Here is a 14557-nt window from a genome sequence, read left to right on the forward strand (position 1 = left end):
TGCGCTAACACGAGAATTTGAAGTGGACCAGTCATCGACCCGGCGAGAAGAAAAAACCTCTTCCCGTCTTCGTGTTAATGGCCTTTGTGTCTGAAAATGCAAAAGGCTGCCGCGAATCGGTTTCCCTGTCGCGACAGCCTTTTCATTCATATTACGCTTGCGGCTTTTTGCCGAACCATTTTTCGTAGATCTTGTCATACTCGCCGTTTTTCTTCAATTCTTCGAGCGCTTTGTTGACTTTCTCGGTCAGTTCGCCGTTCTTCTTGGCAATCGCCATGCCGTAGTCCTCGGCATTGCTGATTTCGCTCAGCAGCTTGGCGGACTTGTCGCCGCTCTTGGCCATGTAATATTGATTAACCGGCAAGTCGTTGACCACCGCATCGACGCCGCCTGCCTTCAATTCCATATACGATTCGGCATTGCTGTTAAACTCGCGCACTGTAGCGCCTTTGATTTTCTTAGCTTCCTCTGCGCCGGTCGTACCGATCTGCACGGCAATTTTCTTGCCTTCCAGTTCTTTAAAGCCTTTGATCGTCTGATTGTCCGCTTTTACGATGATCGAAAGACCGGATTTGTAATACGGTTTGGAAAAGCTGACTTTTTCCGCGCGTTCCGGCGTGATGCTCATGCCGGATACGATCAAGTCGATGTTGCCGCCTTCGAGCGCCGGGATCAGGCCGTCAAAGCCCATGCTTTGGATTTGCACTTCATAGCCCATCTGTTTGCCGACCGCTCTGGCCAGATCCATATCGAAGCCGACATACTCCTTGCTCTGCTCATCTTGGAATTCAAACGGCGGGAACGTCGTTTCCGCACCGACTTTCAATACCTTTGCCGCCGGCTTGTCCGCCGCTTTTTGGCCGCAGCCCGCCAGGCCCAGTAAGAGAACCAGCAACGCCGCCATCATTACCATCATCCGTTTGTTAAACATCTGTCCGCCCCCTGTTAATAGATAATTTTTCCACTTATAATAATACACATTTTACGTACTTTTATCAACACTTGTCCCTCGTTTTTTTGCAATAATCACATACTGCGCACAAAACAGGCTGTCTTCGTGATGAATGTAATCCACCAAACCAAGACAGCCTGTTCCTCTTCTTACTTTATTGGACGGGCTTTTTGCCGAACCATTTCACGTAGATTTTTTCATACTCGCCATTTTTCTTCAGCTCATCGAGTGCTTTGTTGATTTTCTCGTTCAGCTCGGCATTCTTTTTGCTGCTGGCGATGCCGTATTCTTCAGAGCTCATCGGCTCGCCGGTGAGCTTGGCATCTTTGGCTGCGCTCTTCGCAATGTAATATTCGTTAACCGGCAGATCGTTGACCACCGCGTCGACGCCGCCGGCCTTCAACTCAAGAAAAGCTTCCGGTGCGGTGTTGAATTCGCGAATCTGAGCGTTCTTTATCTTCTTCGCTTCCTCGGCTCCGGTCGTGCCGATCTGCACGCCGATCCGCTTGCCTGCAAGATCCGCAAATGATTTGATCGCGGTGTTATCCGCTTTTACCACGATGGACTGACCCGATTTGTAATACGGCTTGGAAAAATTCACTTTCGCCGCGCGTTCCGGCGTGATCGTCATCGCCGAAATGCTGACGTCGATGTTGCCCGCTTCCAATGCCGGTATGATGCCGTCAAAGTTCATGCTCTGCACCTGCACCTCATAGCCCATCTGCTTGCCGACCGCCTTGATCAAATCCATATCGAAACCGACATAGTCTTTGCTGCCTTCGTCCTGGAACTCAAACGGCGCGAATGCAGTGTCCGAACCGACTTTGAGAATTTTAGCCTCTTTCTTTTGTTCAGCGCAGCCGCCGAGCAGCAGCGCCAATGCAACGACAGTTAACAGGATACTCGTGAACCATGTTTTCTTCATCATCATCTTCCTCTCCAAATACACTTTTGTTTTTACATTTATAACTATACGCACTTGCGCATATTCAAGCAATATGTTGCAAGAAAATATCCATGTATACTTTTATGAAAAGACACTGTGCGTTTTCTGCACAGTGTCTTTTCTATCACCTTATGCTTGCGGCGGTTTCTTGCCGAACCATTTCAGGTACAGCTTCTCGTATTCGCCGTTTTTCTTCAGTTCATCGAGCGCTTTGTTAATCTTCTCGGTCAGTTCCGTATTCTTCTTGCCGATCGCAATGCCGTATTCTTCCGCGCTCACTACGTCGCCGACGATCTTCGCGTCTTTCGCGCCGGTCTTAACGATGTAGTATTCATTGACCGGCAGGTCGTTGACCACCGCATCCGCACCGCCCGCTTTCAGTTCCATGAATGCTTCGGCAGAGCTGTTAAACTCACGCACCTGTGCATTTTTGATTTTCTTTGCTTCGCTCGCGCCGGTCGTACCGATCTGCACGGCAATCTTCTTGCCTTCCAAATCGCCGAAGCCCTTGATCGTCGCATTGTCAGCCTTGACTACCACAGCCAGGCCGGATTTATAGTACGGTTTGGAGAAATTCACTTTTTGGCTCCGCTCAGCGGTGATCGTCATGCCGGTCGCCGCAATGTCAATGTTGCCGGATTCGATGCCGGGAATGATGCCGTCAAAATTCATGTTCTGGATCTGCACTTCGTAGCCCATCTGCTTGCCAAGCGCTTTTGCCAGGTCGATATCAAAGCCGACATATTCTTTGGTGCTTTCATCCTGGAACTCAAACGGCGCAAACGCAGCGTCCGTTCCCACCTTCAATACTTTCGGCGCCGCCTTTTCCTGGCTGCCGCAGCCAGTCACTGCAAAGACCAGCGCCAGCACCGCCAGCAACAAGCCTGTTTTAAATTTCTTATTCATGATTTCGTCCCCCTTGCGGATATTATTCTTTCGATGTTTATAATTATACATTTAACATGCATAATTAGTCAATAGTATTTTAAAAAATATCTCGCAACTCTTTTAACACGAAGAAGGGAAGACAAGAAGATAAGTATTCCCATTATTCATCATGCCTCCTAAAAAATTATCGCTGGCGCTCAGCCCGCGACTTCCTTTCTTCCACTCTTCCTTTCTTCGTGTTCATCCGCCTCCTCTTCCGGTGCAACAAAAAAGCCTGGATAGTTAATCTATCCAGGCCTAACTATACAATTGTTATCTTGAGCGTGCGTTGAAGCACTCGCGACAATAGACCGGACGGTCTAAACGCGGTTCGAACGGCACTTGCGTCTCTACGCCGCATTCGGCGCAAACCACTGTGAACATTTCGCGCGGCGCCCCGGAACGTTCGCCGCTTTCGCGACTTTGTTTCTTGGCACTGCGGCAATCACGGCAACGAGCCGGTTCGTTCTCGAATCCTTTTTCAGCGTAAAATTCCTGTTCACCTGCGGAGAAGATGAATTCCGCGCCGCAATCCTTGCACGTAAGCGTTTTGTCCTCAAAAGCCATAAAAATCCCCTCACCTTTTTGAAAGTAGTAGCACACCAGGCTTTGTCGGGTCAAACTGACCCGAACAAAGAACGCTGGTTATACTCAAGTCCGTAAAGGCCTGATTATAAGGACCCTTTTGCTTAGCCGACCTGGTCTTTGCCCCCACACTCGCCTGCTGGAAGTTTTGCTACTAGAAGTTAATCGCTCACTACTAATCCTCTCGACCATCGCCGCCCCAAGGGCGTCGTGTCCGGCAGGTCTTACCTCTAAGCCGCACCATGCTCAAAGCCGCTTTGGGCTCCTTACGTGGATCGTTTCGCCTGCGACTGGCATCGATTTTCAACCACAGACCTAAGCAATAAGGTTCTCGACTTACATTATAGAATTATCGTCATAAAATTGCAAGGAAAAGCCAAGTAAATTTAAAAGGGATGACCGCTCGTCATCCCTTTACTGTAACTAAATTCGCATATCCATGAACAATCCCTGCGCTCCGTTCAAGCCGCCCATGCTGTTGCCCAGCAACATCTGCAGGTTCGATTGCTGCGCCTGGCTGTCGTAGGTTTTCCAGTCCATGTATTGCGGCGCTTGCAGATATTGATTCGCGGCCGTGTTCATAGCCTGCTTGCTGACCGATTCCAAACGTCCGGACAAGCCGCCTGAACCGCTCAATGCATTTTCAACCTGATCGGGATTTTTTCTCAGTGCGTCCGACAACTTAGTCTGATCCAATTTCAGTTCCCCGGTCGCCGTGTCCTGCGTGATGCCGATATTGGCCAACGCACTTTGGTTGCTCTGCGATACGCTGTTGCCCAGACGATCCAGCAGATGCTGGCCGCGTCGCGTCAGATCGCCTTGCCCCATCGTATCGAGCGTCTTGTTGTAGGCATCGACCAGATTCTGCGTCGCCTTTACCACCGCGCCGCTATCCTTTGCCACCTTGACGGTGGCCGCATTCAGATTGCCTTTGTTGTCGGCAGTCACGGCATTGAGCTGGAACGTCACATTTCCGTTGTCCGTCGTGACTTTATTGCTTGCTGAGCTGTACGCCGTGCCGTTAATCGTATACTTGGCATCCGCCGCTTGTTGCACGGTATTGCCGACGCCCAGTCCCGCCACTGCACCGCCGCTGATGTCGCGCAGCGAAAAGGTCTGCGTCGCGCCGGTCGTCTTCGATTCGAGGCTCAGGAAATTCTTGCCTTGCTTGTCGGTCTGTACCGATGCCGTGACATCGAGCTTCGCCGCATTGATCGAACCGGCAAATTTATCGAGCGTCTGCTTGTTCGTATCGGTTGCCAGCACATTGACCGAGAGTTGTTTTTCCGCACCGCTGCCCACCTTTATGCCGAAGGTGTGGCTGCCGCTGCTGAGCGCACCGTAGGCAGAGCCGGAAAAAGAAGTTCCCGTATTGCGCTGCGTGGTCGCGAGCTGCGTAACGCCGACCGAATAACTGGCGTTCGTCGCGGTCTTCTTCGCCGTTCCTGTTACTGCCGCATTGTTGGAGGTGACCGCCTTCTGCTCAAATGAGTCGCTTGTCACGCTCTTGGCCGCGGTATTCAACTCTTTCCAGCTGCTGCTGAACGACTGCACCGACTGCTTGTAATCGCTTTGCTGCTGCTGGAAACTCTGTGAGAAAAGCGGCGCCAACGCCTGTAGCGATCCCGGATACATACTGAGCGACTGGGAATTCGTCGTATTGAAAACGCCCAGCGATGTCGGCGGCTGCACATTGAACATGTTCGTCCTTAATGCCGGTATCGTAGCCATGTTTCTCCCTCCTTTTGAGGTTTCTTCGAAATAACACACTCCGTCCTATTCTACATTCCCATTTTATCACATTACTGTCAATATTCAAATAGGAATATTGACTCAATTCTGTCTATACCACCAGGTCCACCTGCTGCATGCTGCCCACCTGTCCATCTTCGCGCAAAAAGACGCCGCTGCTGCGCACTTGGCCCTGCAGCTTGTTCTCGCTGTCCTTATGCGAAAACTCGCTCGCCACATTGCCGAGGTAAATCGCGCCGACGCCAGCCTGTCCTAGCGCCAAAAGACGATCCTGCCCGGCTTGATCCTTCGTCCAGATGCGCAACTTGTTATAGATCGGATCATTTTCATCGATCCAGCCGTTGCCGTCCCCGTCATACGCTTTCAATTCATTAAAGCCGCTGCCGCTTTGCGGCCCGAACAATTCCTTGCCATTGTTGATCTTTCCGTCATTGTTCAAATCAAGCGCGAGAAAACCGCTGCCCTTGCTGACGAATGACATCTGTTCCGCATTGCCGTCGCTGTCCAGATCAAAATGATATTTTTCTTCGCTCAGGCTTGCAGCAGCGCCGCCATAATTGATGACCAGCGGATCTTTTAGCGCATCGCCGGCCCTAATGTCAACGCGCTGCTCCGTCATGAAGCTGCGGCTCATCCCGACCTCCAGATTAAAGTCGATTTGCCGCCCATCCGCTGTTTTGACTTGCCCCTTTGCGCTGAACTGCATGCTCTCCTCTTCGACATGGCGTTGCAGCGAATGATACTCAAAACCCCAGCCCCGCGGTTGGTTTGCGGCAACGTGCCGTGCACCGCCTTGACGGAGAATCGAGGCATCACTTGTTTGATCAGCAACCTTCAGTTCCATCTTGTCGAGCATATAGAATTTGATCTTCTTCCCCGTCAGATTCTCGATGAACTTTTGGATCAGCAGCAGCTTTTGCTTATCGGCGTCGCTGATCTCGTAGAGCGGCTTTTCCTCGACCGGCTTGGCCAATTCCGCCTGCAGCGCCGCCTTCGCCCGCTCTGAGATCTGCAGCGCCACCGCCGCCTGTTCCGTGATGCCGCCCGCGACCTGCTCAGCCGACACCTGCTGGTTGCCCACCCAGGCCCGCATCGATTCCTGCCTGAGATCCGCCTCCGACTTTTCACTCTTAGCGCTTAGCGCTACCTGGGATGTTTCGATTCGCATTCTGATCTCCTCCTTGATTTCAGACGTTTTGCAAAGACGGTTCCGATTACGATATTCCTTTATCATCAGAACAGTCCTCATACTATTGTTATCGTATAAATTCATTGCAAGTATAAGTATCGGCAAACATCTCGTCCACAAATAAATAAACCATCATATCGCTTCTTACAAATCAGCATGTCCTTTAAAAAGCAAACAACCCAATCAGCGTTAGCTAACTTGGGTTGTTCACCTGTCTCTCTATTTTCTTTCATCTTTAAAACATTTTTACAGTTCAACAAAATTTTTAATAATACGAAGTCCTACGGCGCCGCTTTTCTCCGGATGAAATTGGCAGCCATATGCATTTCCTTTCCGGATTACAGCCGAAATAATACAGCCGTCATACTCAGCTTCAGCAAGCTTGTTTTCTGCCAAAGCGGGTACCGCAGAATAAGAGTGTACAAAATACACCGCTGTTTCCGGCTCAACTCCTTCTAATAAGCTTCCTTGCCAAGTTTCCCCACTACTCTTGATTTCATTCCATCCGATATAAGGTATTCTATGAACCTTGCCATCCATCCCTTTTTCAGGAATTTTTTGCACAGTTCCAGGAATGATACCAAGGCCTTCGTGAAAGCCAAACTCATCGCTACTATCCATCATCATTTGCATTCCCAGGCAAATCCCTAGAAAAGGTCTATTCTGGAAGCAGTAGTCAATGATTGGTTTAACAAAACCACGATCCCTTAATTCTTTCATGCCATTTGCAAAAGCACCAACCCCTGGCAAAATCAATGCCTCTGCCTTCAAAATATCTGCTGCGTTATCCGAGATAATCACTTCTGCGCCAACATATTCAAAAGCCCTTCTAACGCTTAACAAGTTTCCTATTCCATAATCGATAATCGTAACTTGTTTCATAACTCATATCTCCGCATTTTAATTCCTTGCTCCATCGCCTGTTTTCGTATTTCCGGAACACTTAGTTTCTTATAGTGTAAAACATTGGCCATTGCGATTGCGTCAGCTCCAGAAGCCACCGCATTTCTCAAGTCAGCTACACTATTCATTCCACCACTAGCGATTACAGGAATAGGGACAGCCGCGCTAACTTCTTGAATCAAACTACAATCAAAGCCTTTTCCCGTCCCTTCATTATCGACCGAAGTAAGCAAAATTTCTCCCGCCCCCAACGCATGACCTTTCTTAGCCCATTCAACAACATCGATTCCTGTTCTTTCCCGTCCATTGTCATAATACACTTCCCACTTGTCCAATGCATTTTTTTTCGCCTCAATTGACAGCACCATACATTGGGATCCAAAACGCTCCGAAATTTCGCTGATAAGCTTTGGATTTTTAATCGCAGCCGTATTCACAGCAACCTTATCGGCGCCAACTCGCAAGATGTCTTTCACGTTTTCGACAGAACGGATTCCGCCTCCCACTGTTATCGGAATAAACACATTTCTCGTAGCTCGCCGCACAATCTCGACCAGACTATTCCGTTCATAAAGACTGGCCACGATATCCATATATATAATCTCATCGATTCCCTGCTCATAGTACTCTGTTGCAAAAAGATTCGGATCGCCTAACTTCCTTAATCCTTCAAGCTGAATACCCTTGACCAGATTAGGGCCTTTCACATCTAATCTTGCAATCATCCTTATATTTTTCATTATTTATCACTCTTCATAGGCGGTATGTCTCAAATTCCATACGCCATTCTCCTTTTTCCACAAATGTGGCGAACGAAACTGATCGGCTAGGTTCATGAAATAATCGCGATCCATAATCGGCTGCTCAAACATTTGATACGCAGTTGGGAATTCTTTTGGGTTGATGCTCAAGTAACTAAAAATTTCATCCGCAAAACGTTCCGGGAACTCACCATCGAATTTTTTGACCAATGCCACGCCTTCTTCACGCGTAATTTCTTGATTACGGATTTCCTGCGCCGCATCGTATGTCGCCCGTCCAATGCCAAACTTAATAAAAGTGGTATAGTAATGAAAATCGTCAATCCGATCATCAATGCTATTATACTTACTGTAAGTTCCTGGCGTTCTTTCCGGTGAAGCCTGAAAACCTCCATTTTCCACCGCATAATAATAACATTCCTGGGGATGCCACTTTAAATAATAACCCAGATAATGCACTTCTATCTTTTTCTTTTCCACTTGTTCAGGATCTGCCGGCATATATGGCTTTAGCTCCACCGGCTCAACGCCAAAGTCATGCTCTAGCGATTTGAGCGAAACGCCTCCCAGATGAATTTTTTCTTTATCATGACTAGTGAAGTATTTCCAGTCCCGCTTGGCCGAAGCAGTATCCGAAATAGGATTGCCATATTCCGCCTCATTCTCACCGTAAAAAACCAATTCAACATTATGTAATAATGCCATTTTGGGCGCCAAGGATTTTTGTCCAAACATAAACGCCTGAAACGGATGAAATATGTTTTCTACCGCCAAACGAGTCAATAAACGATGAGTCCGCGGATTCGGCGTACACAAATAATTGTCAAATCCAGCGCCCAACCACGCTTGAAAATTTTGCCATCCCCAGGTCGTATAGATATGAGGCGCCCATGTTACCGTTAACGGATGCATCCCATACTTGTATTTCAACATATGAGCCGCATAAAAGCTGTCTTTTCCGCCTGATCCTGGAACGATGCAATCATACGAGCCATCATTTTTTCGGTATTTGTCACAAAGTTCTTTTAATTCCTGTTCCCGCAACTTCCAATCAATGCCATGCATTTTTTGTTCCGTCACACGACAGGCATCACAAACACCTTTCTCATCAAAATGAATTGTCGATTTTTTAGAGTCCTTTGTGTGTTGATATTCGACTGCCGAGTTCGGCCTCTGATTGGAAATAACACATTTTTTACAAAATTTAACTTCCGCCGGCAAGCCATATTTAATCGGCAACTCTTTTTCTGTTTGGCTAAAGCTTTCCGTATTTATCGGTTCTGGTTTTGCATATTTTTTCATTACTTTTCCATCCTTCATATTTTAATCACCAAGCGCTTAGTCCGCCATCAACAATCAAATTCTGGCCCGTCATATATGAAGACGCTTCGGATGCCAAATATACCAACGCCCCCACCATTTCATCACGGTGTGCCATTCTTCCCAGTGGAACGCGCGTCGAATATCTCCGTTTGAATTCATCATTTTGTCCACTCTCAACGCCACCTGGCGTCAACGTGTTTACCCTTATATTGTGTTCGGCCCAATACGTCGCTAAGTATTTTGTCAGACCCACCACGGCCGCTTTCGATGCCGCATAGACAGCCGGAGTATTAATCTCCATTCCTAAATAAGAAGATCCTTCATAAATCCGCTTATCCGGAGCCATGATTCCATAAATGGAAGCGGTTTGAATAATGCTTCCACCCGTTTGCTGTACAACCATTTGCTTCCCGACAGCTTGCGCAACCAAAAACATCCCATCAATGTTCACTGACATAATTTTACGCCATTCTTCCAATGAATACTCTTCAAACGGTGCAAAAAAAGCCGCTAAATTATCGGATTTAGATGCTGCATTATTGTGCAACACATCAATTCCACCCCAAATTTTCACCACCGTATCTACCATTTGTGCAACAGCCTGTGGTGAGGTAACGTCGCAGGTTATGCCGACACTGCGGACTCCGTAACGCTGCTCCAACTCCGCAGATAACTGAACGACCCTCTCAGCATCGAGATCAACAACTGCAACATCTGCACCATGAGCAGCTAATCCTTCGCAAAAACGACCTCCCAATATACCGGCTCCGCCAGTCACAATCGCTCGTTTTCCCTGCAACGAAAAATCCGCTAGTTGCTTTGTCATCTGCCCACCTCCACTATCGTCATTTTTCGTGCCATCAAAAACTCTACCAAACTAAAATCCAGTTCACTATCAATATCAATAGAGCGCTCTTCCGGCATTACATATAATCTAGTTCCTGTTTGAAATAAGCTTTGATTTTCTCGCAAACTCTGTGCGGTCCACACATAAATAGATGCATTCATATCGTAACATCTAGGTGCATCCTGACGACGCAAGATAGGCTTTTGTGAAACTTTTGCAAGAGCTATCTCACCATTTTCCAGTTCCTCAACCAGGTTAAAATACGGCGATCTGCGTGCGGGCGCTCCTGTGATCACATTGGTTGCTCCGGACTCCTCCAATAAGTGTACCGAACCTAGTATATCCTCCGGTAAGCGCAAGGGAGACGTGCAGTCCAAATCAACAACTATGTCAAATTGAATACCGCTCTGCTTTTCCGCTTCCTCTAAGCAATGCCGTATTGCCGGCAGTTTTCCGGCGGTATCGGTAGCCATCTCCATCGGTCGTTGGATAATGAAGTCTGCCCCCCATTGTTTGGCAATGGTTAATATTTCCTCTGAATCACTACTGACAGCGATCGCATCAAATAGCATTGTCGCTTTCGCTTGCAATATACTATGCGCAATAAGCGGTTTTCCAGCCAGCATCCGTATATTCTTATTTTTAACGCCCTTAGATCCAGCTCTAGCACAAATCGTACAAATCCTTTTCATTGGAAATCCACCTCTTCAACATTGCTGATTTTTCAATCGACTCTAAGAATCGCATTACTTTATACCCCTGTTCCAGAGTACAGAGCGACCCTGTCTCTCCACTTAAAACAGCCTTATGCTGAGTTCCGTAAGTAAAATCACGTTCTACCGAAATTTCCACTCTATCGCCATCCAACTCAAAACTTCCTTTGACAAAATCCAGTTTGATGCTATGTTTCTCAGTATTCACTATGATTTCACGCTTAGAATTACGATCTAAATAATTCATTTGTATATTAATAATCGGACAGCGCTTAGTTTCAGCCAGTATTGCAAAAACATCCTCACTCTCAATATCCAGCTGGCTATATTTGCCGCCAATTGCTACGACATTATTCCAGTCGCCAAACAACCATAGCAGATAGTCTAGTTCATGGCTCAAATCACGCAGCACGCCGCCGCCCTTAGACTTACTGGCAGAATAAGAAACTCGATAGTCACTCTCCGGGCGCCAGTTTGGCAAATATTGGCCCACATATACTTGAACAGAGATGACTTTTTCAGTTTCAATAGCAGCTTTCAATTTTTGCATAAGCGGATGAAATCTTAGATTATATGCAACATAGCAATGCTTGAAATTATGTTTTGGTAATTCATACGTCTTTTCAAATATAGGCTTCTCAATTAGGACCACGCCTTCATAATTATGCCGAATCAATTCACAAACTGTACGATAATGATCACCCGTTCTATTGGCAATCACTACATAATCAAAAAAAGATCTACTAAACGCTTCCGCAAGCGAAGAGGATGTTTGTGGAAAGTCAACGACTCTTTCGCTAACAACCGTTACATCGCAGCCTAGTTCCCTCAAAACTTTAGCATGACGGCTACCGATTGAGCCATATCCTACGACGAGCGCCTTGATCATCCAAAGACCTCCACAAATTCATCCTTAGCTTTTTTAAAGTCATCCATCTGTCCAATATCTAACCAATACTCTCTAATTGGAAAGGCTGCCGTCGTCTTTTGTTCTGCAATCAGTTTGTTGAATAAATCCGTCATATCAAAAAAAGTATTCTGTGGAATCATTTCGACGGCTTCTGGATTCAATACATATATCCCCGCGTTCACAAAAGCAGAACAAGCCGGCTTCTCCTGAAGTTTCGTAATCTGTCCCTGCTCAATTTCAATCACGCCATACGGTATCTGATAACTATATTCCCGTACGCACATGGTAGCCATAGCCTGACGCTCCATATGAAAATCAATTAAATGTTGAAAGTTTACTTTAGTCAATAAATCCCCGTTCATTACCACAAGCGGCACTTTCGATTTTTGCAGCAGCAGACTTAATGCACCTGCTGTTCCCATTCGCTTTTTCTCATGTATATATTGAATTTGCACGCCAAATTTAGAACCATCGCCAAAATATTTCTCAATCATTTCCGCTTTATAATTGACAGCTATATAAAACTTTTCAAAGCCATACTCAATAAAGTTTTCCAAAATTGTTTCTAAAATCGGTTTACTGCCAATTTCCAATAAGGGTTTCGGACAATGATCCGTCAACGGTTGCAACCGTGATCCCAAACCACCGGCCATTAGGATAACCGGGTTTTCTTTTGCATTAGACCCCATCAGTTCTTTTAACAATTCTATCCCCACGACAATTCCTTTACTGTCAAGAAGTGGGATTTGTTGCAGGCTTTTCGCATTCATTTTTGCTAAAATTGCATGCTTTTTCTGATTTTCCCGGGCAATTATCGGCTTGCTGTTCATGACATCCTGCACAGAGTTAGTTAATGGCACGCCATGCAAAATCGCCCGCCGAATATCACCATCGGTCACCGTACCCAATAGTTTATTGTTCTCATCTACAATGACCGCAATCTGCACGGCACAATCGTCAATTATTTTGATGGCTTCCAATATTGTTGTACTCGGTGTAATAAGACAGTTCTGCCAATCTTTCATATCTTCTTCACTTCTTTCGCAGGATTGCCGTAGACTACTTGTTTTTCCTTAACTGGCTTAATGACCAGTGCCCCAGCACCGACCACTGCCTCTTTTCCTATCTTCATGCCTTGAATCAGCGTAGACCCCGCCCCTATATGCGCACCTTCGTCGATCGTGACCCCACCACAGAGTGTAACACCTGGTGCGATATGCGCATGTGCTTCAACCAGACAATCATGATTCACCGTTGCTCCGGTATTTACAATCGCATTGACGCCAATTACTGTTCCCGTTTCAATCACCGCACCCGCCATTACCTGAGAACCTTCTTTCAATGCAACATCATCGGCAACTATTGCCGCCGGATGGATCAGCACCATGAAGTGGTAGCCCCACTTTTTAAATTTTAAGAACACGTTCCTTCTTAACTGCGTAGAACCAATCGAGCCAATGCCGTTAACCAAAAGTATTGCCTCTTTCTCATACCGTAACACCGCGTCGTCATCGCCAATAACCGCCACACCCAATATGCTGTCTTTCTTCTTGTCAACAGCCGCTTCCAAAATCCCCAGAATCGTTGCACCCTGTTTCTGCAAAGCAGCAATCACTACTTTTGCATGTCCGCCTGCCCCCACAACAATTACCGGCTTATCCATTACGTCACCTTTTCATCTTGTTTAAAATCGCGCGCCGCCCGGCGCCCCAAATAATCCCAGTAGTAAAGAGGCGAAATGCCGCTACCCGGTCTCTTGATTGCAATATTATCTTCGTTGAAAACCTCACCCTGGCAAATAGCCTGCGCTGCTACTAAACTCTTTCGCGCTACTATTTTATTGTCCTGCTCAGAAGTCGTGGGTATTTTCACTTTCCTGCCCAACGCCTGTTCAATTTGCCGTATCCCTAGTACCATGGCCTTGAGTTCTTCCGGTTCAAGAGAGGCTCTATGATCGGGTCCGGGAAGCTTGCGATTTAGTGTAAAATGTTTTTCAATCAAGATTGCGCCACGTGCTGCAGCCGCCAACGAGATCGCGATTCCTTGCGTATGATCAGAAAAACCGACCGGCAAATCAAATGCTGCTTTAAGCGTTTCGATATTTCGCAAATTCACGTCGTTGAAAACAGCCGGATATTCTGTCGTACAATGCAGGAGTATCACTTTATCGCGTAAAACCTCCTGCCCGTCACCTGAGCTGTACGCCGCTGCAAAACGTTCCACAGAAGGTTTTTCTTCTGCATTTAAGTATCCATACGCCAAGACTCCCAGCGCCGCTTCTACATCACTCAGTGTACACATCCCCGTCGACAAAATCACCGGCCTGCCAGTCTGTGCAATTTTAAGCAATAGTGGCGCATTTGTGATTTCTCCAGATGGTATCTTGATTTTGGCAATATTGCATTCATCAACCAGCAACGTCAAGTTTTCTTCATCAAATGGCGTCGATAAAAATTCAATCCCTTGCTGGTTGCAATAAGCGACCAGTTCTCGATGCATTGCATTGGTCAACTCAAGTTTTTTCAGCATTTCATATTGCGACTCTGCTGTCGTAGTATTTTCCTTCTGGTATTTTGCCTTCGGCGCCTCTTTACTGACGAGCTTATCCGCCTTAAATGACTGAAACTTCACCGCATCTGCGCCGGCAGCAACAGCCACGTCAATTAGCTGCTTCGCCAATTCCATCGAACCATTATGATTGACCCCCGCTTCAGCAATAATGTAAGTTCTGTTCATACCAGCAAACGCT

The 14557-nt window shown here is 46.8% G+C and carries 15 protein-coding genes; all 15 read right to left on the reverse strand.

All coding sequences use genetic code 11. The features are described 5' to 3' along the window. Positions 1-151: 151 nt before the first annotated feature. The 15 genes from QTL79_RS03010 to neuB all read right to left on the reverse strand — a co-directional run bounded on the left by QTL79_RS03010 (position 152) and on the right by neuB (position 14544). Positions 152-931: a basic amino acid ABC transporter substrate-binding protein gene (locus tag QTL79_RS03010; protein ID WP_346353455.1), complete on the reverse strand. Its 780-nt coding sequence runs from the start codon at positions 929-931 to the stop codon at positions 152-154. A 175-nt stretch (positions 932-1106) separates the two neighbouring features. After that, positions 1107-1877 (reverse strand): basic amino acid ABC transporter substrate-binding protein, encoded by a 771-nt coding sequence (locus QTL79_RS03015; protein ID WP_346353631.1) that lies wholly within the window; start codon positions 1875-1877, stop codon positions 1107-1109. Positions 1878-2027: 150 nt separating this feature from the next. Continuing rightward, complete coding sequence (locus QTL79_RS03020; RefSeq protein WP_346353456.1) at positions 2028-2804, reverse strand: basic amino acid ABC transporter substrate-binding protein; 777 nt, start codon at positions 2802-2804, stop codon at positions 2028-2030. A 294-nt stretch (positions 2805-3098) separates the two neighbouring features. Then, positions 3099-3392, reverse strand: a complete 294-nt coding sequence (locus QTL79_RS03025) for a zinc-ribbon domain containing protein (RefSeq protein ID WP_346353457.1) — start codon at positions 3390-3392, stop codon at positions 3099-3101. A 441-nt stretch (positions 3393-3833) separates the two neighbouring features. Then, entirely contained in the window at positions 3834-5141 is a 1308-nt protein-coding gene (fliD, locus tag QTL79_RS03030) for a flagellar filament capping protein FliD (RefSeq protein ID WP_346353458.1), read from the reverse strand. A 112-nt stretch (positions 5142-5253) separates the two neighbouring features. Continuing rightward, the gene (locus QTL79_RS03035) at positions 5254-6330 is read right to left on the reverse strand and encodes a hypothetical protein (protein WP_346353459.1); all 1077 of its coding nucleotides are present in this window, start codon (positions 6328-6330) and stop codon (positions 5254-5256) included. A gap of 267 nt (positions 6331-6597) precedes the next feature. Beyond that, positions 6598-7233: an imidazole glycerol phosphate synthase subunit HisH gene (gene hisH, locus QTL79_RS03040; RefSeq protein ID WP_346353460.1), complete on the reverse strand. Its 636-nt coding sequence runs from the start codon at positions 7231-7233 to the stop codon at positions 6598-6600. Beyond that, positions 7230-7994, reverse strand: a complete 765-nt coding sequence (hisF, locus tag QTL79_RS03045; RefSeq protein ID WP_346353461.1) for an imidazole glycerol phosphate synthase subunit HisF — start codon at positions 7992-7994, stop codon at positions 7230-7232. Before hisF ends, hisH begins: the two co-directional genes overlap by 4 nt. A gap of 6 nt (positions 7995-8000) precedes the next feature. Then, positions 8001-9317: an N-acetyl sugar amidotransferase gene (locus QTL79_RS03050; RefSeq protein WP_346353462.1), complete on the reverse strand. Its 1317-nt coding sequence runs from the start codon at positions 9315-9317 to the stop codon at positions 8001-8003. A 25-nt stretch (positions 9318-9342) separates the two neighbouring features. Continuing rightward, positions 9343-10164 carry an SDR family oxidoreductase gene (locus tag QTL79_RS03055; protein WP_346353463.1) on the reverse strand — a complete coding sequence of 274 codons (822 nt, stop codon included), beginning with the start codon at positions 10162-10164 and terminating at the stop codon, positions 9343-9345. Further along, entirely contained in the window at positions 10161-10877 is a 717-nt protein-coding gene (locus QTL79_RS03060; RefSeq protein ID WP_346353464.1) for an acylneuraminate cytidylyltransferase family protein, read from the reverse strand. Before QTL79_RS03060 ends, QTL79_RS03055 begins: the two co-directional genes overlap by 4 nt. Next, positions 10849-11787, reverse strand: coding sequence for a Gfo/Idh/MocA family protein (locus QTL79_RS03065; protein WP_346353465.1), 939 nt, complete (start codon positions 11785-11787; stop codon positions 10849-10851). Before QTL79_RS03065 ends, QTL79_RS03060 begins: the two co-directional genes overlap by 29 nt. Beyond that, positions 11784-12833, reverse strand: a complete 1050-nt coding sequence (locus QTL79_RS03070; RefSeq protein WP_346353466.1) for a nucleotidyltransferase family protein — start codon at positions 12831-12833, stop codon at positions 11784-11786. Before QTL79_RS03070 ends, QTL79_RS03065 begins: the two co-directional genes overlap by 4 nt. Continuing rightward, on the reverse strand, positions 12830-13471 hold the full coding sequence (locus QTL79_RS03075) for an acetyltransferase (RefSeq protein WP_346353467.1): 642 nt from the start codon (positions 13469-13471) through the stop codon (positions 12830-12832). Before QTL79_RS03075 ends, QTL79_RS03070 begins: the two co-directional genes overlap by 4 nt. Next, positions 13471-14544 carry an N-acetylneuraminate synthase gene (gene neuB / locus QTL79_RS03080; RefSeq protein WP_346353468.1) on the reverse strand — a complete coding sequence of 358 codons (1074 nt, stop codon included), beginning with the start codon at positions 14542-14544 and terminating at the stop codon, positions 13471-13473. Before neuB ends, QTL79_RS03075 begins: the two co-directional genes overlap by 1 nt. Between the last annotated feature and the right edge of the window lie 13 nt (positions 14545-14557).

Origin of the sequence: Azotosporobacter soli, from assembly GCF_030542965.1 — a bacterium.
Classification (GTDB): domain Bacteria; phylum Bacillota; class Negativicutes; order SG130; family SG130; genus Azotosporobacter; species Azotosporobacter soli.